Below are 21473 nucleotides of genomic sequence, written 5' to 3'. Positions count from 1 at the left end.
AGAAGGGGCCCTTCCTTTCAGGTGGGGCCCGCCGCGCCGACCGGTAGGGCCGCGTCCACCAGGTCGACCACCTCGGTGAGGGAGAGCAGTTCCGGGCCGGTCCAGGCGTCGTCGCGGTTGAACACCATGTGGTCGGCGAGGTCGGGGGCGGCCAGGCGGACGGCGGTCAGCCCGGCCCGCTCCGCACCGGTCAGCTCCTGGCTGCCGCCGTCGCCGACGTAGAGGCACGCGGCCGGTGCCAGGCGCAGCCGGCGGCACGCGGCCCGGTAGAGCTCCGGGTCCGGCTTGCACCGGCCGACCTGCACGGAGAACACCCGGACGTCGAGCAGCGGGTCGATCGGCAGGTGCGGCAGGAAGGCCGGCAGCTCGTGGGTGCAGTCGCTGACCAGCCCGGTACGCACACCGCGCCGGTGCAGCGCGGCCAGAGTCGGTACCGCCTCCTCGCGGAGCCGTGTGTCGGCACGGACGGCCCGGTGCCGGGCGGCCACGGCGGACCGTACCGCCTCGTCGGAGGGGCGGACGCCGGCCTGCTCGCAGACCCAGCGCAGGGTCGCCTCGGCGGTGCCCAGGCGGCCGGTGGCGCGCTGGTAGTAGGTGCGGTCGAGCACGTCGACGAGGACGTCGGGCGGGCATCCGAGCAGGTCGGCGGTCGTCCGGTGCGCCGCGCCACGCTGCACCGAACGGGTCAGCGTGCCGAAGAAGTCGAACAGCACCGCCTGGAAGATGGGCATGGGGGAGGGCCTCCGGGCGGTCGAGAGGGGGGTCGCCGACGGATCGGCATGGATCGTAACCGAGCGCTGACGTTCGGTTGTTACCGGAATCGTGTGAGTATTGCTCCCCGTGTCCTCCACACCGCACCGTCCGGCAGCGGACCCGCTGACGCTCGGCGCGCTCGCGCTCGCCGTGGTGGCCGTGTCGTCGTCCGCGCCCCTGGTCGCCTTCGCCGCCGCGCCGGCCCTCGCGATCGCCTTCTGGCGCAACGTGCTCTCGGCCGCCGTGCTCGGTCCGGTCGCGCTGGTACGGCGGCGGGCGGAGTTCCGGGCGTTGACCGCGCGCGCCGGCCGGCGGGAGGGCTGGTACTGCGTGCTCTCCGGTGTCGCGCTCGCCGCGCACTTCGCCACCTGGATGCCGAGTGCGCAGCTCACCACGGTCGCGGCGGCCACCGCGCTGGTCGCGACCCAGCCCGTGTGGCAGGGGCTGATCGCCCGGGCCCAGGGGCGCCGGCTGCCGCTGACGGTGTGGATCGGTATCGGCGTGTCGGCCGCCGGCGCCGCGCTGGCCACCGGGGCGGACTTCGCCGTGTCCGGTCCCGCCTTCGCCGGTGACCTGCTCGCCGTGGTGGGCGGCATGTTCGCGGCGGTCTACACCGCGCTCGGTGAGCGGGCCCGTACGGCGGTGAGCACCACCACGTACACCACCATCTGTTACGGGGTGTGCGCGGCGCTGCTGCTCGTGGTGTGCATGGTCGGCGGCGTGCCGGTGACCGGCTTCGACACCGACACCTGGCTCGTGGTGCTCGCCCTGGTGGCCGGTGCCCAGCTGCTCGGGCACTCGATGTTCAACTACGCCCTTCGCCGCGTCTCCGCGACAACGGTCAGCGTGCTGATCCTGCTGGAGGCGCCCGGCGCCGCGCTCATCGGCTGGGTCTGGCTGGACCAGCTGCCGCGTACCCTCGCGCTGCCCGGCCTGGGCCTGCTCCTGGCCGGCGTGGCGGTGGTGATCCTCGGTGGCGCCCGAACCCGCCGCGGCAGAGCCGCCCCGGCCGTGCCGACCGTCCCCGCCGACGTCGCCCCGGTCCGCGACTGACACACCCCTCGGCGGCGCCTTTCCCGCCGTTTCGCCTGCCCGGGCTCCGCTGGTCCGTGACAGTGCGGGGGAGGGGGTGCGGATGGCGGGCGGGGACGCGGACGACGAGCGGGGGACGCTCGTCACACCGTCGGCCGAGTTCCCGCCGCTCGACCCGGACGAGATGCGGGCGCTGCGCCGGATCGGGGAGGCGTGGCGGGCCGCGCGCCGGGGCCGGCCGGAGGTCGACGCGCTGCCGGTGGACCCGACCCTGCGTCCCGCCGGGGGCCGGCCCGCACCAACCCGGTACGGGCGCCTCGCGCCGATCAGCATGTTCCGGGTCGGCGAGCCCGGCGAACTGGTCGCCACCGAACCGGCCAACCTTCCCGGCACCCGCGCCGGGCGGGCGGTCACCCGGCTCCGGCGGGTGCTGTTCGGGCCACCGCTGAGCAGCGCGGCCGTGCTGTACGAGCGGATGCGCAAGCTCGTCGCGCTTCCGGTGTTGTCGTCCGACCTGCTCAGCTCCGTCGCGTACGGGCCGGAGGCGATGCTGGCCGTCCTGCTGCTCGCCGGCAGCGGTGCCCTCGGGCTGTCCCTGCCGCTGGCCGCCGGCCTGGTGCTGCTGATGATCGCGGTCGGGGTGTCCTACCGGCAGACCGTCCGCGCCTACCCGCACGGCGCCGGCTCCTACATCGTGGCCGGCGACAATCTGGGCGCCGGCCCGGGACTGGCCGCCGCCGCCGGGCTGATGTTGGACTACGTCCTCACCGTCGCGGTGTCCGTGTCGGCCGGCGTCAAGGCGGTCACCTCGGCCGTACCCGAGCTGACCGCGTGGACCGTCCCCCTCGGGGTGGCGGTCGTCGGCCTCCTGCTCGCCGGGAACCTGCGCGGCGTACGGACCGCCGGCAACCTCTTCGTGCTGCCCACGTACGCCTTCGTCGTGGCCCTGCTGGCGCTGCTCGCCGTCGGTTACGCGCGGGCCGCTGGTCGGGGTTTCGTCCCGGAGCCATCCCCGCCGGTGCCCGCGGTCGAGGGGCTCACCCTCCTGCTCGTGCTGCGGGCGTTCGCGTCCGGGGCGGTGTCGATGACCGGCATCGAGGCGGTGTCCACCGCGGTCCCGGCGTTCCGCCCGCCGGAGTGGCGCAACGCGCGCACCACCCTGACCTGGATGGTGACGTTGCTGGTGGTGCTGTTCGTCGGCCTCGTCGGCCTGATGCACCTGAGCGGTGTGGTGCCCAGCCCCGAGGAGTCGGTCCTGTCCCAGCTGGCCCGCCAGACCTTCCCCACGGGCCCCTGGTACGGCCTGCTCCAGGCCGCCACCGTGCTGATCCTGCTGCTGGCCGCGAACACGGCCTTCAACGCCTTTCCCCGGTTGCTCTTCTTCATGGCCCGCGACGGGTACGCGCCCCGGCGGTTCCTGCACATGGGCGACCGGCTCGCGTTCAGCAACGGCCTGGTCGCCCTCGCCGCGGCCGCCGCGCTGATCCTGGTGGCGTTCCGCGGGAACACCGAGTCGTTGATCCCGCTCTACGCCGTCGGTGTGTTCCTCGCCTTCACCCTGTCCCAGGCCGGCATGGTGGTCCACTGGCGACGCCGCCGCGAGTGGCGCCGCCGGGCCGTGAACGCCGTCGGCGCCGTACTGTCCGGCCTGGTGCTGCTGACCGCGGCGGTCAGCAAGTTCACCGAGGGCGCCTGGGTGGTGGTGGTCGCCGTACCGCTGCTGGTGCTGCTCTTCCGGGCCGTCCACCGGCACTACCGGATCCTGCACCGGTCCCTCGCGCTGCACCCGCCGCCGGCCGGCGCGCCCGCGCCGTCCATGGTGCCGGCCCCCGGTCCGCCGGGCGCCGCATCCCCGGGCGGGCCGCCGGAGGAGGAGGAGCTTCCCCAGCAGGTACGCCACCTGGTCGTCGTGCCGGTCGCCCGGCTCAACCGGGCGTCGCTGCGGGCCCTGGCGTACGCGGCCTCGCTCGGCCAGCCGACCCTCGCCGTGCACATCGCGCCGGAGGAGCCGGAGGCGGACCGGTTCCGGGACCAGTGGCGGGAGTGGGGCGACCACCTGCGGCTGGAGACGATCGTGTCGCCGTACCGGGCGATCATCGGGCCGCTGGCGCACTACCTGGAGGCCCTGCACGCCTCCCGGGCCGACCTCGTGCTGACCGTGATCGTGCCGGAGGTGGTGGTCCGCCGCCGGTGGCACCGCCCGCTGCACAGCCGCACCGAGCACCGGCTGCGCACCGCCCTGCGTCCGCTGCCCGGGGTGGTGGTCACCAGCGTCCCGGTCCACCTCGGCGAGTGAGTTCAGACCTCCTGGACCTCGAGGACCCGGCTCGTCGGGGCGGCGTCGCCGAGATCGGCACGCAGTGCGACCCGCTCCGGGTCGGCGAGGAACGAGTCGTAGCCCGCCCTCGTGTCGAACCGGATGACGTGCACCTCGCTACGCCCGTCGCCGGTGCGCAGCCGGCGTTCCACCCGGCCGCCGTGCCGCGCGAGCAGACCGAGCACGCGGTCCTCGTACGCCCGACCGGCCTCGACCGCGTCGGCGGTCAGCTCCACCAGCGCCACCAGGCGCACCGCGGCGGCCGGTTCGGTGACCAGCGACTTCGAGGTGGTCAGTTCCGCGCTGAGCCGCTCCTCCAGGTCCCTGTCGGCGCCGAGCACCCGCAGCGTGTCGTTCCCGGTGGAGGTCATGCGGCGGAGTATGGCAGTGCCGCTATTCGCCGACCCCGACCGCCTTGGCGCTGGCCGTCCAGAGCCGGGCGGCGAGCTGCCGGTCGGCCGCCTTGGGCAGCGGCCGGCGCAACCGGCGGTCCATGTAGTACGCGCCGTTGCGCAGCCGGTCCGGGTCCTGGTTGGCGAGCCAGACCAGCGTCTCCGCGCCCTTCTCCGGGCTGCGGAACGGCAGCAGGCGCATGCCGAGCGCGACCAGGCGGCTGTCGTTGCCGAACCGCGTCCGCACCACCCCGGGGTGGAAGCAGTACGCCGGGATGTCCGGCCAGCGGCGCGCCGCCTCGGCGGTGAACAGGATGTTCGCCTGCTTGCTCGTGCCGTACGCGTTCATCGGGCGGTACCGGCGCAGCGGCCGGTTGAGGTCGTCCGGGTCGAGCGAGCCGCTGCGGTGCGCGCCCGAGGCGGTCACCACGATCCGGCCGACCCGGTCACGCAGGAGGTTGGTCAGCAGGAACGGCGCGAGGTGGTTCGCCTGGATCGACAGCTCGAACCCGTCGACGGTGGTGATCGGCTGGAGCACGATCGCCCCGGCGTTGTTCGCCAGCACGTCGATCCGGTCGTACGCCGCGCGCAGCCGCTCGGCCAGCCCCCGGACGTCGTCGAGGACCGCGAAGTCGGCCCGGAACAGCTCGGGACGCTCGCCGGTGGCCTCCCGCACCTGCTCGGCGGCGGCCTGGAGGCGAGCCGGGTCGCGCCCGACCAGTACCACCTGGTCACCGCGGCAGGCCAGGTCGACGGCGGCTGCGAGGCCGATGCCGGAGCTGGCCCCGGTCACCACCACCAGCCGACGCCCAGTGAGATCTTCCACAGGTCCATTCACCCCGGTCACGGCACGAGGTTACCGTGTCGTCACAACGCCCTTTGGGATCGTTAAGTTCTCGGAATCTCACGTTCAGGTGGCGTCGGCATGCCCGCCGGACGCTGGAAGGAGCGCATCCATGGCCGCAGTCGGTCGCCCCCGCCGGTCCTGCCTCGCGGTACCGGGTTCCAGCGTCAAGATGCTGGACAAGGCCCAGGGCCTCCCCGCCGACCAGGTCTTCCTCGACCTGGAGGACGCGGTCGCCCCGCTCGCGAAGCCGGACGCCCGCAAGAACATCGTCGCCGCGCTCAACGAGGGTGACTGGGCCGGCAAGACCCGCGTGGTCCGGGTGAACGACCTGACCACCCCGTGGACGTACCGGGACGTCATCGACATCGTCGAGGGCGCCGGCGCCAACCTGGACTGCATCATGCTGCCGAAGGTGCAGAACGCCGCCCAGGTGCAGTGGCTGGACCTGACGCTCACCCAGCTGGAGAAGACGCTCGGCCTCGAGGTCGGCCGGATCGGCATCGAGGCGCAGATCGAGAACGCCGCCGGGCTGGTGAACGTCGACGCGATCGCCGCCGCGTCACCCCGGGTGGAGACGATCATCTTCGGCCCCGCCGACTTCATGGCCTCGATCAACATGAAGTCGCTGGTGGTTGGCGCGCTGATCCCGGACTACCCGGGCGACCCCTACCACTACATCCTGATGCGCATCCTGATGGCCGCCCGGATGCACGACAAGCAGGCCATCGACGGCCCGTTCCTGCAGATCCGGGACGTCGACGCCTTCCGCGAGGTGGCCAAGCGTTCGGCCGCGCTGGGCTTCGACGGCAAGTGGGTGCTGCACCCGGGCCAGATCGACGCCGCCAACGAGGTCTACTCGCCGGCCCAGGCCGACTACGACCACGCGGAGCTGATCCTCGACGCGTACGAGCACTACACCTCGGAGGCGGGCGGCAAGCTCGGCGCCGTGATGCTCGGCGACGAGATGATCGACGAGGCGTCCCGCAAGATGGCGCTGGTGGTCGCGGCCAAGGGCCGCGCGGCCGGGATGACCCGCACCTCGACGTTCACCCCGCCGTCGGAGTAGTCGCTCCCGCCCGCGTGCCGCCCCGTTGCTCACCGGGGCGGCACGCGGCTTTTCCGCCGCCGTTCAGAAGCTGCTGCTACTGCTGCCGCCCTCGGAGGCGATGGCAAAGATGATCACCACCACGTAGAAGGCGATCAGCAGCACCAGGAGACCGGTCAGGATCCAGCCGACGATGATGGCGGCCTTCGCCATGCCCTCGCCGCCCTCGCCGGTCTGCCGGATCTGCTTCTGCGCCACGTGGCCGAGGATGGCGCCGATCGGCGCGGTGATGCAGGACGCGATGCCAACCAGCGACAGCACCAGGGCCACGATGGCCATGCTGTTCGTTCGCTGTGGCGCGTAGCCGTAGCCGGGGTACGCCGGCGGCGGGTAGCCGGCCGCCGCGTACGGGTCCGGCGCGGGCTGACCCGAGGCGTGCTTGAGGCCCGCGTACGGGTCGCCGGGCGCGCCCGCGTACGGGTTGGTCGGCGCGTACGGGTCGCCGCCGGTGGGCTGCGTGGGAATGGGCTGACCGCTCACCGGGAGGGTCGGGTCGGCCGGAGGCGTCGACTGCTGACCGGACCACGCCGGGTCCTGCCAGCCGCCGGACGGCGGGGGATAGCTCATCGTCTGCTCTCCATCGAGTACGGGTGAGCCGTCAGGGTAGTCACCCGGAGGCAAACCCGGGGACGCCGCCACCGGGTGCCGCGTTGCCCGGACCCCGGTGACCGGGCAGGATCCTGGCATGGCGATTGACGCGAGAGCCGACAGCCGACCGAGACGGGACGCGAGTCGTCCCGGTCTGGCCCGCCGCGGCCGGCCGGCCGATCACGACGAGCCGGCTCCCCTGCCGGAGCCGGTCACCATGCGGCTCGACGGCAAGGTCGCCCTGGTCACCGGGGCCGGCAGCGCGGACGGCATCGGGTACGCGACCGCCCGCCGCCTCGCCGACCTCGGCGCCCGGGTCGCCATCGTCTCCACCACGCGCCGCATCCACGAGCGGGCCGGCGAGCTGGGGATCACCGGCTTCGTCGCGGACCTCACCGACGAGTCGGAGGTCGGCGCGCTGGCCGACGCCGTCGCCGAGCAGCTCGGTGACGTGGAGGTGCTGGTCAACAACGCCGGCCTGGCCAGCCGGGCGAGCCCGGAGGTGCTGCGGCCGGTCGCCCAGCTCAGCTACGACGAGTGGCGCGGCGAGATCGACCGCAACCTGACCACGGCCTTCCTGTGCAGCCGGGCTTTCATCGGCGGGATGGCGGAGCGGGGCTGGGGCCGGATCGTCAACCTGGCGGCGACCGCCGGCCCGGTCAACGCGCTGCCGACCGAGGCCGCGTACGCGGCGGCGAAGGCGGGCGTCGTCGGGCTGACCCGGGCGCTGGCGATGGAGATGATCGCCGACGGGGTGACCGTCAACGCGGTCGCCCCGGGCACCATCCACACCGCCGCCTCGACGATGGCGGAGATCAAGCAGGGCCTGGGCACCCCGGTCGGGCGTCCCGGCACACCGGACGAGGTGGCGGCGGCGATCGCCTTCCTCTGCTCACCGGCCGCGTCGTACATCACCGGGCAGATGCTGGTGGTGGACGGCGGCAACAGCGTCCGCGAGGCGCAGTTCCGCTGACCGTGCCGGAGCCGTCGTCGGCGGCTCCGGCGTCAGTACGTCGTTCCGTTGTTGCCGGCGATCGCGAACAGCGCGATCCATCCGCAGCAGACGAGCACGCCGAGCACGGTGAAGATGTAGCTGAGGATCAGCCCCCAGGTGGCGAGCTGGTCGCCCTCCTCGCCGCTGGTGCGGATCTGCCGCTTGGCCAGGTGCCCGAGCACGATTCCGGCGGGCGCGAAGACGAAGGCGAACACCAGCGAGAGGATCGCCAGGACGTTCATCCCCCGGCCCCCGCCGGGGGGCGGCCCGTACCCGCCGTGCGGCGCGCCCCACTGCTGCCCGTACGGCTGGCCGCCGGGCGGGGGGCCGTACCCCGGTGGCGGCTGGGTGGGGTCGTAGCCCGGTGGGGGCGGCGGCTGGTTGGGGTCGTAGCCCGGTGGGGGCGGCGGCTGGGTGGGGTCGTAGCCCGGTGGGGGCGGCGGCTGGGTGGGGTCGTACCCCTGGGGCTGCGGCTCCGGGCCCGGCGCGGGCTGCTCCCAGGGCGACGGCGGCCGGTCGGGATCCGGTGGCGGTGATTGGCTCACGGTCTCCTCCTCCTGCCGGATCACGTCCCTATTGCCGGACGCTACCCCCAGCGGTGAACCTTTTCACAGCGGTTGTGTGGACTGGTCACCTTGGCGGCGCCGCCCGCGCGGCCGATACTGACCCAGCGTTCAGTTACCCATGAGTAATGCGCCGATCCCCCGGAGGCTGAGATGGCCCGACTCGCCCAGACGCCCGGCCTGACCGACGTGCAGCGGTCGATCCTGGAAACCGTCCGGGAGTTCGCCGACAAGGAGATCATCCCGAACGCCCAGCGGCTGGAGCACGCCGACGAGTACCCGACCGACATCCTCGACGGGATGCGGGAGATGGGGCTGTTCGGCCTGACCATCGCCGAGGAGTACGGCGGCCTGGGCGAGTCCCTGCTGACCTACGCCCTGGTGGTCGAGGAGTTGTCGCGGGGCTGGATGTCGATCTCCGGCATCGTCAACACCCACTTCATCGTGGCGTACCTGATCTCGCAGCACGGTTCCGCCGAGCAGAAGGCCCGGCTGCTGCCGAAGATGGCGACGGGCGAGGTGCGGGGCGCCTTCTCGATGTCGGAGCCGGAGTGCGGCTCCGACGTCTCGGCGATCAAGTCCAAGGCGGTCCGCGACGGCGACAACTACGTCATCAACGGCCAGAAGATGTGGCTGACCAACGGGGCGTACTCCTCGGTGGTGGCCACGCTGGTCAAGACCGACACCGGGGCCGACTCGGTCTACGGCAACATGAGCACCTTCCTGCTGGAGAAGGAGCCCGGCTTCGGCGAGACCGCCCCCGGCCTCACCATCCCCGGCAAGATCGACAAGATGGGCTACAAGGGCGTCGAGACCACCGAGATGGTGCTCGACGGGGTCACCGTGCCGGAGTCGGCGATCCTCGGTGGTGCCGACAATCTCGGCCGCGGTTTCTACCAGATGATGGACGGCATCGAGGTCGGCCGGGTCAACGTCGCCGCCCGCGCCTGCGGCATCTCCATCCGGGCCTTCGAGCTGGCTGTCGCGTACGCCCAGCAGCGCCGCACCTTCGGCCAGGCGCTCGCGAAGCACCAGGCCGTCGCGTTCAAGCTCGCCGAGATGGGTACGAAGATCGAGGCGGCGCACGCCCTGATGGTCAACGCCGCCCGGCTCAAGGACGCCGGCCAGCGCAACGACGTCGAGGCCGGCATGGCCAAGCTGCTCGCCTCCGAATACTGCGCCGAGGTCGTCCAGGAGGCGTTCCGCATCCACGGCGGCTACGGCTACTCCAAGGAGTACGAGATCGAGCGCCTGATGCGGGAAGCGCCGTTCCTGCTCATCGGCGAGGGCACCTCGGAGATCCAGAAGACGATCATCTCCCGCGGTCTCCTCAAGGAGTACAAGCTCTGACGTGAAAGGAAGGGCCCCTTCTTAACGCCTCCGGTAGAGGAGGGGTCCCTTCTTAACCAGGCGGCTGGGCTGCGGGCTCGGGCGCCTCCACCGGCAGCCCGACCGCCAGCATCTCGGGCCGCCCCCGGTAGTGGTCGATGGCGGCCCGCAGCCGCTCGTCCGGCACGGCGACCGTACGACCGCCGACGGTGTGCGAGCGCGGGACCCGCCGCCCCGATACTGTCCGCAGGTACACGCCGTCGACGTGACCATGGCTCCGGCGCAGCAGGGTCTGGTCGACGGTCACCCACGCGACCTGCCGGCGGCCTTGCCGGATACCGCTCGCCGTCAACGCCACCGCGCCGGTGAACCGGGCCACGTCGTACGCCATCCGTCCGACGAGCACGCCCACGCCCACCGCGACCACGATGCGCGCCCACCCGCTCCACTCTTGGCCGGGCAGCCACGCCACCAGCATCAGGGCCAGCAGGATGGGCAGCAGCATCTCGCGCGCGACCTCGGCCCACCCGGCCACCGACCGCCGTCCGACCAGTCCCGGCTCGACGCCGTGCAGACCCGCGACCCGGGCCCGCCACACCAGCCGGGCCCGGCGCCGCGGCCGCCGCTCCCGCGACAGCAGCAGAAGGGCGCCCGTGAGCAGCCAGACGACGAGGCCGACCGCCTCGTCGTCGGTCGTGTCCACCGGCATCCGCGCCACGACGACCGCCGCCACCCCACTCGCCCCGGCGCCGACCAGCCCGGCGACGACCCGCCGCCCCCAGAGCCCCGCCGCGCCCGACCCCTGCATGCCCGGAAGAGTACGACCACCGCCCCACCGCTGATCTACTCCCGGCTGTGGGCGGGCAGCGGTGGCGGTGGCGGGGCGCTACCGTGCGGCCGTGCCCTACGCCGCGCGCCGCTCGCTGCTCCTGTCGCTGGTGCTCGTCCTCGTACCGTTGTCGCTGCTCCAGACGGTGTGGCCGCTCCTCGTGCACGGAGAACAGTCCCGTGTGGTCAACGGGCTTCTCGTCCTCGCCCCCACCGATCCGGTCAGCGCCGGATTCACCGCGTTGGGCTGGACCTGGGCGGTGACCGTGGCACTCGTCGTCATCGGCGAGGGCGGGGGTGTGCGGCACGCGATGCGCCGGGCTTGGCCGGCGTACCCGGCTCCCCGGCATGCCGACCGACGAGGACCTGGCCCTGCTGCACGCCGAGGAGATCGTCGGCTGTCCCGGAGAGCTGTGCGTCGGCGAGCCGGTGACGACGATCGACCGACCAGCGGGCGGGACCTACGGCCTCGGCATCGAGGAGATGCCCCCGAGCGGCGTACGACTCCAGGTGGGCGCGCCGGCCCCCGCACCCCGGCGTGCGGTCCTGCTGGTCTGCGGGGACCTCCGCTGCGACCGGCCACGGCGGATCCCGCTGGTCGAGCTGCCCCCGGTTTACGGCCCGCCCGGCCGCCCCGTCACCGAGGGGTGGTTGCTGGCGGCCAATCCCGACGGTCGGGTGGTGCTGGCACCGCGCTACCCGGAGACGAACATCACCGTACGGCCCTGACCCCCAGCCGTACGGCGCGTCAGCCCAGGCGGGTCAGGCCGGCGGCGGCGCGTTCCACGATCAGGCAGCGGTCCTCGACGTAGTCGATGCCCGCCTCGGTCGCGATCCGGCGGGCCTCCGGCGAGACGATGCCCAGCTGCAACCAGACCGCCGGAGCGCCGATCGCCACCGCCTCGCGGACGACCTCCACCGCGTCCTCGGCCGGCCGGAACACGTCGACCAGGTCGACCGGGTGCGGGATGTCGGACAACGAACGGTAGACGGGCTCACCGAACAGCTCGTCGGCGGTCGGGTTCACCGGGATGATCCGCCAGCCGTACCGCTGCATCTGCGACGGCACGCTGTGCGCGGCCTTTCGGGGGTCGCGGGACGCGCCCACGACGGCGATCACGGCGGAATCGGCGAGGATCTGCTGAGGTGAGCGCACCCGTCGACTCTAACCCCGACGGTCAGGGCGCGCCGCCGAGCGCGCGACGCAGCCGCGCGTACTCCTCCGGCGTCCCGATCGCCGCGCGGTGCTCGGGGTGGCGCAGGTAGTGGTTGATCGCGCCGGCCAGGAGCGGCGGCGCCACGTCGAGGTCACGCAGCCACACCCGCTCCTCGGTCCGGCGGCGGAGGCGCCGGGTGACCTGCTCGGTGCGGGCGAGGGGCAGGCGGAGCTCGCTGTCGTGCTCCCTCGCCGGCGGCGGCCCGAGAGGGTCCAGCGCCGACCAGGGTACGACCATGGCGCGCTGCGGCCCGTCGGAGGCGACGCCGTCGGGGGTGATCCGGAGCAGCGGGAGCCGCGTCCATTGCCGGTGCCCGACCACGGCGACGGCGGCCACCGAGCCCAGCAGGAGCATCCACCAGAGGGAGTCCCGCTCCCACCGGCCGCCGTACCAGACGAGTTGGAAAGGCAGCCACGCGAGGAACACGGACAGGAACGTCACAGCACCGCGCGGCGGCGCGTAGAACGCGGAGCGGTCGGGTGCCTGTCGTAGCCCGGCCCGGCTCGGTCGACGGAAAAATCCGTAGTAGGCGAACAGGGCGCCCAGCGGGGCGGCCGTCGCCAGGAGCCCGGCCACGTCGTCGTCCTTCCACCGCAGGGCGAGAAGCCCGAGGAGGGCGCCGAGGAGCACGGCACCGGTGGCGGCCTGGCGCTGTCGCCGCAGGGCGGCGTCGATGATCTCCCGCACGGCGGCAGCGTAGCGGCGGTCGGCTAGAGCAGCGACAGTTGCTCGGCGGCCGGGGGCGCGGGCTTCGGGTCGGGCAGTTCGCGATTGTCGCCGCGCTCGCCCCGGTGCAGGCCGTGCCGGCGCGCCGCGATCCGCACCCGCGCGGTGAGCTCGCGCTGGTACGACTGCGGGGCGTACACCCCCGAGCGGTAGAGCTCCCGGTAGCGGGGGACGAGGTGGGGAAACTCGCGGCCGAGCCAGCGCGCATACCACTCCCGGGCGCCGGGGCGCAGGTGCAGTGCCAGCGGTGTCACGCTGACGGCGCCGGCGGCGGCGATCGCCGCCACCGTGGCGTCGATCGACTCGCCGTCGTCGCTGAGCCCCGGGAGGATCGGCGCCATCAGCACCCCGACGGCGAACCCGGCGTCGGTGAGCTGGCGGACCGCGTCCAGTCGGCGGCGGGGGCTCGGGGTGCCCGGCTCGACCGCCCGCCACAGCCGCTCGTCGACGAAACCGACCGAGTACGAGAGACCGACCCGCGTCACCTCGGAGGCCTGGCGCAGCAGGGGCAGGTCGCGCAGGATCAGCGTGCCCTTGGTGAGGATCGAGAACGGGTTCGCGAAGTCCCGCAGAGCACCGATGATCTGCGGCATGAGCCGGTAGCGGCCCTCGGCGCGCTGGTAGCAGTCCACGTTGGTGCCCATGGCGATGTGCGCGCCACGCCAGCGGGGCGCGGCCAGCTCGCGACGTACCAGCTCACCCGCGTTGACCTTGACGATCACCTTGCGATCGAAGTCCGCCCCCGCGTCCAGGTCCAGGTACGTGTGGGTGTTGCGGGCGAAGCAGTTGTGGCTGACCACGCCGTTGGCGATGAAGTCCCCGGTGCCGGTGGTGATGTCGATCAGTGGCAGCTCGACCCCGAGCGGCTCGACGCTGGTGACGCGCGGTGCCGCGACGCGGGGCACCGGTGCCCCCTCGACGAGCCGCCCCGACGAGGTCCCCGTCAGGTGCAGGAACCGCAGGCGCTCACGGAGCCCGCCGGTCAGCCGGACCTGTCGCGGCCCGCCGGGGAGGTTGTGGTCCTCCCGGACGAACGTGAAGCCGAAGTGCTCGAGTGCCGCGGAAACCTCGTGGAACAGGTCGCCGTCCGACAGGCCGATGCGCAGCGCGCCACTGTTGGACCGGCCGGCCTGGTCGTACGCCCCGGCCAGAAGCCCCAGCAGCCATTCGTCGGTCGGCGCGTCCGGCTTGTCTCCCCGCTCTCCGGCCGGGCCCGACCGAGGCGGTCGGTCGACCGAGGTCGCCCAGCGGTATCCGCGGTGGTGGTCGGCGGAGTCCTTGTGACCGTCGGCGAACGAGCCGGTGCCGAGCAGCCGCTCGCCCGGCATCAGCCGCCGCCGGCGGCCCGCGCCCGGGGCGACGTATCGCCAGCCCTCGTCGGACAGGAACCGGTGGTCACCGCTCGCCACCAGGGTCGTGCCGTCGTCCAACGTCAACCGGTACGCCGGTTTGACCGTGGACCACTTGGCGCGCACGGTCGTGACGACGTAGCGGCGGCGCCCGCCCCGGCGCTCGGTGCCGAAGATCCGGTCACCGATCTCCACGTCGCGGAGCTCCCGCGTCCGGCCGTCGGCCATGAGGATCGGCGTGTCGCCCGAGACGCAGTAGACGCACGCGTGGCTGCAGCCGCGGTACGGATTGATCGTCCACTCGAAGGGGACGCGGGAGGCGCCGGGCACCCGGTTGATGATCGACTTGGCGCGCACCTCGTAGAAGATCATCCCCGCGAAGCCGGGCGTGTCGAAGGTGCGGGCGATCGCGCCGGGCAGCGCCAGCGGCAGGGGTGGCGTCGCTGGCGCTGGCCCGTCGGGACGACCCTCGTCCGGGGGAGCGGAGAGGTTGTCCCAGCGCATGACCCATATTCGAACACGTGTACGAGCCGAACGCAAGGACCGCCCGGTCAGTCGGAGAGTCCGGTGCAGGCCGCACCGTCGATCGCGCAGGCCGTCGGCAACGAGCTGATCGAGGAGTCGGCGACCCGGAACGACACGCGTACGGAGCCCTGGCCGGGCACCTGCCCGGCGGGACCGTCCGGGACGAACGTCCACGTCGCGCCGTCGCGGCTCACCCGCGCGCCCTCGACGGCGGTGACGTCGGTGGACTCCTCCGGCAGCGTGATCACCAACGTCCAGCTCGGCACCGGACCGCTGCCCGGATTGCCGATCGTCACCGCGGCCCGGTAGCTGAGCAGGGCGGTGTCCGTGACGGCGAACGCGGCGGTCAGCGCGGGGCGTGTCGGGGCCGCGGCCGAGGACGGCGCGGGGGTGGCCGAGGGGCGCGTCGACGGTGTCGTTCGGGAGGGGTCGCTGCGGGCCGGTGCGGGCCGGGTCGAGGCCGGGCTCGCCTCCCGTCCGGGCGTTCCGGCCAGCGGCGGCTCCACGACGGCCACGTCCGGTGGCGGATCGAGTGCCACCGGCGCCAGCCGCTCCGGTGCGCGCAGCACCAGGACGACCGAGACCGCCGTCGCCGCCACGACGCCCAGCGACGCGGCGACGGCCACCCACACGGCGCGGGAGCCGTCCCGGCCGCCCAGGGCGCGCGCGACGGAACCGGCCGCGGCCACGAGCCAGTCGAGAATGATGATGGCCACGGTCCGCCGTGGCTCGCGCGGTGATGCCGGCACGTCCTTACCCTTCAGTTCTCCGCCGGAGGCGTCCCCGGGTCCGTCGTCGTCCGACCGGTCACAGGGAGCGAAGTCCGGCGAGCAGCGCGGTGAGCAGTTCCATGGACGGCCGCTCGCCGAGCGAGGACGGTTCCCGCGTCTCGACCAGCCCGGCCTCCACCAGGTCACCCAGCAGCACCCGGACGGTGCCCACCGGCAGATCGAGCACCGCGCCGACCTCCGCCACCGAGAGTGGCTGCCGGCAGCGCCGCACGATCTCCCGGTGCTCGGGGAAGAGGCCTTCCGGCACGACCGCACCGGGCCGGGCCACGACCAGGGCGATCAGGTCGAACCGTCCAGCGGGGACCGTCCGGCCGCGGGTCACCGTGTACGCGCGCGCCATCGGACCGGCGTCCTCGTCGTACCAGGCCTCCTCACGGTCTCCGGAGCGGTCCACCGGCGTCTCCGTTCGTGGCCGTGGGAGCCGGTGTGGCGTACACCGGGTCGGTCGGTCCGCCCGCCGTCGCGGCGGGCATCTCGACGGTCGCGGGCCCGACGGACGGCTGCGCCGACGGCTGGGCCCGACCCGGCGGCTGATCCGGCGGCTGATCCGGCGCGCCGCTCCGGTCGGTCGGCTGCGGCACGCGCCCGTTCGACCGGGCGGGTGCGCCGACCGGGGTCACCAGGGACGCGGGGAGGTCCACGACGGCCTCGGTACCCCCACGCCGGCCGGGGCACAGGGAGATCGTGGCGCCGCAGCGGGCGGCGAGGTGCGCGGCGGCGTACAGACCCGCCCGTCCGGGTGGCACGTCCGGCGGGGGATCGGCCAGCAGGCCCTCCAGTTCCGCGCGCAGGTCGGCCGGCAGGCCCGGTCCGTCGTCGGTGACGACGACCCGGCAGCTCTCGCCGGCGGGGACGCCGGTGACCCGTACGGTGGTGTTCGCCGGCGAGAACGCGAGGGCGTTCTCGATCAGTTCGGCGAGCAGGTGCACGACGTCGGTGGCGGCCGGTCCCGCCAGCTCCCACGGCCAGTGCGGCGCGACCAGCACCCGCTCGTAGTCGGGCACCTCGGCCATCGCGCCCCGCGCCACGTCCAGCAGCGGTACCGGCCGGCGCCACCGCCGAGCCGGAGTCCCGCCGGCGAGGGTGACCAGCTTCTCCACGTTCCGCCGGATCCGGGTCGTGAGGTGATCCAGGCGGAAGAGGTCGGCCGCGTCCTCCGGGGCGCGATCGCGTCGCTCCATCTCGTCCAGCAGGTCGAGCTGCGCCCGCAACAGGCCCTGGTTGCGCCGGGTGAGCTGGAGGAACAGCTCCCGCGGGGCCGACGTCGCGCCGGACGCGGTCCCGGTCAGCGGCCGTACGGCCCGCGCCCAGCCCCAGAGCACCCCGAGCACGGTGATCAGCCCGAGGCCCACGACGGCACCGGCCCACCCGAGCGCGATCGCGGCGTCCACGCCCGCCCGCTCGACGCTGCGCCGGGCGGCGCTGCGGACCACCTCGTCGAGCCCGCCGAGAGCCGGCTCGACGCCGGAGCGCCAGGCCTCCTCGGTGGGCGTGGCGTCGGTGCCGGTCAGCCGGTCCTCGGCCAGGAGCAGACCGCTGAACCGTGGGCTCTCCACCAGCCGCCGGTAGTCGTCCCGCCCGTCGGCGGGCAGTTGTGCGGCGGCCTCGGCACGGGCGTGCCGCTGGATGGCCACCAGCCCGGCCAGGTGCCGGCGGTCCTCGGGGGCGAGTCCGCCGGCCAGCGCGCCGGTAAGCACGGTGTCCTGCCGAGCGAGCAGCTCGCGGGCACGGGCGAGGGCCACCACGGCACGGGTCTCGGTCGCCAGCTCGCTCTCCCGCGTGCTCCACGCCGGCCCGTAGACCGCGAAGGCGGCGTCGACCAGGCCGTCGTAGCGGGCGGCCGCGTCGGCCCAGTCGACCTGCCCGTCATCGATCCGGGACCGGAGACCGCCCAGCTCGCGCAGCCGGGCGGCGAGTTCGTCGGCCCGGTTCCGGGCCTCGCCGCCGCCGAGCAGGCGGAGGCTGAGCGCGTCCCGACCGGTCTCCACCCCGGCGACCGCCCGGTCCGTGCCGGCGCGGACGCCGGCGAGCGTGATCGGTGGCTCCGCGCGAGCGATCGCGCCGATGGTGAGCCGGCGCTCGGCCTGCAGGGCGAGGATCAGCCGGTCGGCCGGTTGCCCCAGGCCCCCGGCGACAGCCCGGACCCGGAGCATGTCGGCGGTGTCCCGGCTGGTCAGGTAGGCGGCGTACGACCAGAGCACGAGCAGCAGGGCCGCCAGGGCGAGCAGGCGCGTCCGGATATCGCGGTCGTGGGTCGGGTTCACGGTGTCCTCCGCTCCGGCCAGACTCCACCGCCGGCGCCGCTCGAACGGTCCGCCACGGCGGTCCGCAGCAGCGCCAGCAGTTCGGCGCGGGTCGCGCAGTTCAGCCGGGACCGCATCCGGGCCACGTGGTGCTCCACCGTCTTGGCCGAGATGAAGAGCCGGTCCCCGATCTCGCGGTAGGTCAACCCGGCGACCACGAGCTCCGCCACCTCCTGTTCGCGTTCGCTGAGGCGGTGCCGCGGGCCGGCGGTGCCGGTCTCCGCGTTCGCCCCGCCGGCCGCCGCCGGCCGCTGGCCGCCCCGTTGGGTGAGCGGCCGTTCCTGGAACATCCGGGCGCAGTCCAGCAGCGTCGTCATCGCCCTCCGGTCGGCCGTACGGATCGCGGCCTGGCCGGCCAGCCGGGCCGCGTCCCAGCGGAGCCCCACGTCGTGCAACCCGCGGGCGGCCGCCTCCACGCGCGCCGGATCGACCGATCCGCGTAGCACCTCGACCCAGCTCGCCCCGGCGGCGGCGACCACCGCGGCGTACCGGCTCCGGTCCGCCGTGGCGAGCAGCGCGGCCACGTGCTCGTCGGCGACCGTGGGCTGGTCGGCGAGGATCGCGGCGTGCAGCCCGCTCCAGTGCAGCGGCGTGCTCCACAGAGGCGGGTCACCGAGCCGGCCGAGCAGCTCGCGCGCCTCCCGCAGGTACGGCGCCAGCCGGGGCAGGTCCCCGAGCCGGGCCGCGACCACGGCCAGCTCGCCGAGGGGCAGGAGGGTGAACAGGTCGACCGGGTGCCGCACGACCGCCTCCAGCGCGCGCCCCCAGCCGCGTTGCAGCCCGGCGAGGTCGCTGTTGCGCCGCGCGACGCCGAGTTCCAGGGCGGTGGCGAAGAGCAGGTCCCTCGACTCCAGCGCCCGGCCGGCCCCGATCTCGGCGAGCGCGCCGGCGGCGACGACCGTACGGCCCCGGATCATCGCGATCCAGGCCTGCAGGAGCCGGTGCCGGGGGACCATCAGCGGCCCGCCGACGCCGCTGGCCACCGCACGGTGCAGGACGCCCTCGGCGATGTCCAGCTCACCGCAGTGCATCCCGGTCAACGCGGCGAGGGCCGCCGGGCTGTCCGGCAGGAGGACCGCCCGGCCGCCGGGTTCCAGCAGCGCCGCGGCCTGCACGAGCGTGGAGAGGGCGGCGGTGGGCGGGCCGTCGATGCTGGCGCGTACCCCCTCGGCCATCAGCCGGGCGGCGCTGCCGTGCAGGGTGGGTGGCGCGCCGGTGTCGTCGGTCGCGGGCGCGTCCGCCTCGGGCCGCCCGGTGGCGAGCGCACCGACGGCGGCGAACGCGACCGACGACGGGCTTCCCGACCAGCGGTACAGCTCGACGCTGCGGCGCGCCTGGCCCCGATGGGCCAGCGCGGTGGCGGCGACCAGTGCCGCCTCCGCCCGCTCGGTCGGGGCGGTCGCCAGCAGCCGGTCGGCCAGCCGGAGGGCGGCGTCCAGGTCGCCGGCGAGAGCGGCGGCGAGAGCTTGCCGGGCGCCGGCCGGGTGCCCGGCCGCCGTGGCCGACGCGAGCAGTTGGGCCGCGAGCGCGGGCTCCTCGGCGAGGGCCTCCTCCGCGGCGGCGGTCAGCACCGGTGCCGGGCACGCGTCGGTGCCGCCGACGGGCGCGATGGCGCGGACCAGGGGAAGCAGCGGACCGCCCCGCGCGAGCTGCGACTCGGCCAGCCGGCGCCACACCGCCGTCCGGTCGGCGGCGGGGGAGAGCGCGACGGCCGCCCGCCGGACGAGGGGTGTGATCTGCTGGTCCGCGCCGAGGAGCCCGGCGGCCACGGTCTCGGCGACCAGGTCGTCCACCGCCTCCGGCCCACAACCGAGCAGCTCGCCCAGCAGGTCCACCGACAGGGTGACGCCCGCGGCGGCGGCGAGCAGGAGCCGGCGGGCGTCCGGGCTCACGCCGGCCAGGTCGGGGCCGAGTTCCAGGAGGGCGGACCGCGGCGGCTGGCTCGGGACCTCCGGTTCCCGGTCCCCTTCACTCAGGGCGCGGCGCAGCCGCAGCACGTCCCGGGGAACCCCGCCGGTCTGCCGGTGCACGAAGTCGACGAGGTCGGGTCGCCGGTCCAGCCCGGGCACGGCCGCGAGGCAGGCGGCGGTCTGCTCGCGCGTGAAGGGCAGCAGCGGGGGCACCTGCCGCCGGAGCGTGCCGGTGAGTTGGAGCAGGTCCGCGCGGCGTGGCCAGGGCCGGTGGGTGACGACTACGCGGTGGCCCGCCGCGGCGAGGTCCCGCAGCGCGTGCAGCCGCGGCTCGTCGAGCAGGTGAGCGTCGTCGACCAGGACCACCGCCTCCGGCTCGATCGGCGTGCCCGCGTCCGGTACGGAGGTCAGCACCGGGATCCCGGCCTCCCGGTGGATCCGGGTCAGCTCCTGGAGGAGAAAGGTCTTGCCGTAACCGCCCGGGGCGGTCAGCACGAGCGCAAGCGGCGCGTGGGGATCCGCCACGACCGCCTCGAGCAGGGCGTGCGGGGCGGTACCCGGCACCGGCCGCGAGGGGCGTGTGCTGCTCATGATCATCATGGTCATCCTTCGCGTCCGCGTGCCCTGATCCGGGTGAGCCGGGACGCCTTTGGCAGTTCCAGCGGGGCGGTCCGGACCGGGGGGCGGGGTGGTGGTTCGTCCGGCACCGCCGGGTGGCGATCACCGCGTAGGGGCCCGAGCGCCTCTGCGACGTACCGGGTGTCGGCGGGAGGGGCCTCCCGTGGCGGGCCGGGCCGGGGCGACGGCGAGATCACCTGGCACGCGGCGTGCGCAGCCCCGACGGCGGCCGTGTGGTGCGGGTCCGGTTCCATCTCGACCGGGATCCCGAGGGCGGCGGTGAGCAGGTCGGCGACCAGCGGGATCCGGCTGGACCCCCCGGCGAGCAGGACACCGTCGAGCTGGGCCGGGGTCAGCCCGGCGGTGTGGACGGCGTGGACCAGCAGGTCGACCGTCGCCCGGACGGCCGGCCGGATCATGGTCTCGAACTGCGGGCGGGTCACCGGCACCCGGACGGTGCCGGCCGGCAGGGCCAGCAGCACGTCCACCTCGTCACCCAGGCTGAGCTCACGTCTGCTCAACTCGCACTGCGGCAGGAGGGTGCGCAGGACCGTCGGTGCGTCGAGCGGGTCGACGGCGGCGAGGTCCCGGGCGAGCACGGTCCGTACGTGCTCGGCGAGCGCCTCGTCGAAGTCGACGCCGCCGACCGTGTCCAGCGCCTGCGGGCGGCCGAACGTCTCGTACGTGCCGTACGGCGTCCGCCGCACGAGCGCCGCTTCGAACGTCTCGCCGCCGAGGGCGTAGACGGCCGCCGTTCCGTCCGCGACACCCCGGGCGGCGTGGCTCTCCGCCACGGTCACGGCGCGGGGCAGCAAGGTTACGTGGGGCAGGCCGAGATCCCGCAGCGCCCGGTGCAGCAGGTCCCGCCGGTACGGCCCCCAGCTCGACGGATGGCTGACCACCAGCGCCTCCGCCGGGCCGCCCTCGGTACCGGCCACCCGCTCGACCACCCACGCCGTCAGTACGGCGGTCAGCGTGTGCGGGGGCCACGCCTCGCCGCCGAGGAGCAGGGGCACCTCGTCGCCGACCCGGCGGAGGAAACAGCGTGCGGTGCGGGTCGGGTCCGCCCGGTCGGGCTCACCGACCGTGAGCGACCCGTCGCCCGACAGGTGCAGCACCGACGGCATGGTCGTCGACCGGCCGTCCAGGGCGATCACCTCCGGACGGGCCCACGTCGCGCCCTGCCGCCGGGCGACCGCGGCGACCGTGTTCGTGTTTCCGATATCTATCCCCAGGACGTACGACATTCGCTTCTTTCCGGCGCGAGCTGGCCGGGCCGACAGCGA

General features: G+C 74.3%; 20 protein-coding genes. 6 read left to right on the top strand and 14 right to left on the bottom strand.

The features are described 5' to 3' along the window. Window positions 1-17: 17 nt before the first annotated feature. Window positions 18-731 carry an HAD family hydrolase gene (locus tag ACTMS0_RS01690; protein WP_441153283.1) on the bottom strand — a complete coding sequence of 238 codons (714 nt, stop codon included), beginning with the start codon at window positions 729-731 and terminating at the stop codon, window positions 18-20. A 109-nt stretch (window positions 732-840) separates the two neighbouring features. On the opposite strand from ACTMS0_RS01690, the gene ACTMS0_RS01685 reads away from it, so the two are divergent. Together ACTMS0_RS01685 and ACTMS0_RS01680 are read left to right on the top strand one after the other, a co-directional pair. After that, a complete protein-coding gene (locus ACTMS0_RS01685; protein WP_441153282.1) occupies window positions 841-1806 on the top strand; it encodes a DMT family transporter in 966 nt (321 codons plus the stop codon). Window positions 1807-1888: 82 nt separating this feature from the next. Beyond that, window positions 1889-4081 (top strand): APC family permease, encoded by a 2193-nt coding sequence (locus ACTMS0_RS01680; protein WP_441153281.1) that lies wholly within the window; start codon window positions 1889-1891, stop codon window positions 4079-4081. A 2-nt stretch (window positions 4082-4083) separates the two neighbouring features. Here ACTMS0_RS01680 and ACTMS0_RS01675 read toward each other — a convergent pair whose 3' ends face one another. Both ACTMS0_RS01675 and ACTMS0_RS01670 read right to left on the bottom strand, forming a co-directional pair. Next, window positions 4084-4473 carry a hypothetical protein gene (locus ACTMS0_RS01675; RefSeq protein ID WP_441153280.1) on the bottom strand — a complete coding sequence of 130 codons (390 nt, stop codon included), beginning with the start codon at window positions 4471-4473 and terminating at the stop codon, window positions 4084-4086. Between the two features lie 22 nt (window positions 4474-4495). Next, on the bottom strand, window positions 4496-5320 hold the full coding sequence (locus tag ACTMS0_RS01670) for an SDR family NAD(P)-dependent oxidoreductase (protein WP_441153279.1): 825 nt from the start codon (window positions 5318-5320) through the stop codon (window positions 4496-4498). A 130-nt stretch (window positions 5321-5450) separates the two neighbouring features. Here ACTMS0_RS01670 and ACTMS0_RS01665 point away from each other — a divergent pair, with 130 nt between their 5' ends. Then, complete coding sequence (locus ACTMS0_RS01665; protein WP_441153278.1) at window positions 5451-6407, top strand: HpcH/HpaI aldolase/citrate lyase family protein; 957 nt, start codon at window positions 5451-5453, stop codon at window positions 6405-6407. 63 nt (window positions 6408-6470) lie between these two features. On the opposite strand, the gene ACTMS0_RS01660 is transcribed toward ACTMS0_RS01665, so the two are convergent. Beyond that, complete coding sequence (locus tag ACTMS0_RS01660) at window positions 6471-7013, bottom strand: DUF4190 domain-containing protein (RefSeq protein ID WP_441153277.1); 543 nt, start codon at window positions 7011-7013, stop codon at window positions 6471-6473. 118 nt (window positions 7014-7131) lie between these two features. Between ACTMS0_RS01660 and ACTMS0_RS01655 the strand changes: the two genes are divergently transcribed. Continuing rightward, window positions 7132-8007 carry an SDR family NAD(P)-dependent oxidoreductase gene (locus ACTMS0_RS01655; protein WP_441153276.1) on the top strand — a complete coding sequence of 292 codons (876 nt, stop codon included), beginning with the start codon at window positions 7132-7134 and terminating at the stop codon, window positions 8005-8007. Window positions 8008-8039: 32 nt separating this feature from the next. Here ACTMS0_RS01655 and ACTMS0_RS01650 read toward each other — a convergent pair whose 3' ends face one another. Further along, complete coding sequence (locus ACTMS0_RS01650) at window positions 8040-8573, bottom strand: DUF4190 domain-containing protein (RefSeq protein ID WP_441153275.1); 534 nt, start codon at window positions 8571-8573, stop codon at window positions 8040-8042. A 171-nt stretch (window positions 8574-8744) separates the two neighbouring features. Here ACTMS0_RS01650 and ACTMS0_RS01645 point away from each other — a divergent pair, with 171 nt between their 5' ends. Then, a complete protein-coding gene (locus tag ACTMS0_RS01645) occupies window positions 8745-9941 on the top strand; it encodes an acyl-CoA dehydrogenase family protein (RefSeq protein WP_441153274.1) in 1197 nt (398 codons plus the stop codon). A gap of 52 nt (window positions 9942-9993) precedes the next feature. On the opposite strand, the gene ACTMS0_RS01640 is transcribed toward ACTMS0_RS01645, so the two are convergent. After that, on the bottom strand, window positions 9994-10728 hold the full coding sequence (locus tag ACTMS0_RS01640; protein WP_441153273.1) for a hypothetical protein: 735 nt from the start codon (window positions 10726-10728) through the stop codon (window positions 9994-9996). Window positions 10729-11096: 368 nt separating this feature from the next. Here ACTMS0_RS01640 and ACTMS0_RS01635 point away from each other — a divergent pair, with 368 nt between their 5' ends. Next, window positions 11097-11477: a hypothetical protein gene (locus tag ACTMS0_RS01635; protein WP_441153272.1), complete on the top strand. Its 381-nt coding sequence runs from the start codon at window positions 11097-11099 to the stop codon at window positions 11475-11477. Between the two features lie 19 nt (window positions 11478-11496). Here ACTMS0_RS01635 and ACTMS0_RS01630 read toward each other — a convergent pair whose 3' ends face one another. The 8 genes from ACTMS0_RS01630 to ACTMS0_RS01595 are packed head-to-tail and all read right to left on the bottom strand — an operon-like array spanning window position 11497 to window position 21434. Continuing rightward, entirely contained in the window at window positions 11497-11904 is a 408-nt protein-coding gene (locus ACTMS0_RS01630; RefSeq protein ID WP_441153271.1) for a CoA-binding protein, read from the bottom strand. A 22-nt stretch (window positions 11905-11926) separates the two neighbouring features. Beyond that, window positions 11927-12652, bottom strand: coding sequence for a hypothetical protein (locus tag ACTMS0_RS01625; RefSeq protein ID WP_441153270.1), 726 nt, complete (start codon window positions 12650-12652; stop codon window positions 11927-11929). 23 nt (window positions 12653-12675) lie between these two features. Continuing rightward, a complete protein-coding gene (locus tag ACTMS0_RS01620) occupies window positions 12676-14544 on the bottom strand; it encodes an intein-containing Rv2578c family radical SAM protein (protein WP_441153269.1) in 1869 nt (622 codons plus the stop codon). A gap of 47 nt (window positions 14545-14591) precedes the next feature. Further along, complete coding sequence (locus tag ACTMS0_RS01615) at window positions 14592-15314, bottom strand: cellulose binding domain-containing protein (protein WP_441153268.1); 723 nt, start codon at window positions 15312-15314, stop codon at window positions 14592-14594. Window positions 15315-15372: 58 nt separating this feature from the next. Next, window positions 15373-15750: a DUF742 domain-containing protein gene (locus tag ACTMS0_RS01610; protein ID WP_441153267.1), complete on the bottom strand. Its 378-nt coding sequence runs from the start codon at window positions 15748-15750 to the stop codon at window positions 15373-15375. Next, on the bottom strand, window positions 15728-17620 hold the full coding sequence (locus tag ACTMS0_RS01605; protein WP_441153266.1) for a nitrate- and nitrite sensing domain-containing protein: 1893 nt from the start codon (window positions 17618-17620) through the stop codon (window positions 15728-15730). Before ACTMS0_RS01605 ends, ACTMS0_RS01610 begins: the two co-directional genes overlap by 23 nt. Further along, complete coding sequence (locus tag ACTMS0_RS01600) at window positions 17617-20160, bottom strand: LuxR C-terminal-related transcriptional regulator (RefSeq protein ID WP_441153265.1); 2544 nt, start codon at window positions 20158-20160, stop codon at window positions 17617-17619. The genes ACTMS0_RS01605 and ACTMS0_RS01600 overlap by 4 nt, the downstream gene beginning before the upstream one ends. A gap of 11 nt (window positions 20161-20171) precedes the next feature. Further along, window positions 20172-21434 (bottom strand): Hsp70 family protein, encoded by a 1263-nt coding sequence (locus ACTMS0_RS01595; protein WP_441153264.1) that lies wholly within the window; start codon window positions 21432-21434, stop codon window positions 20172-20174. Window positions 21435-21473: the final 39 nt, after the last annotated feature.

This window comes from Micromonospora sp. H33 (genome assembly GCF_052068455.1).
Lineage (GTDB): Bacteria > Actinomycetota > Actinomycetes > Mycobacteriales > Micromonosporaceae > Micromonospora.
Note: the sequence above shows the minus strand (reverse complement) of the source record. Positions and strands in the feature narration are given on the sequence as shown.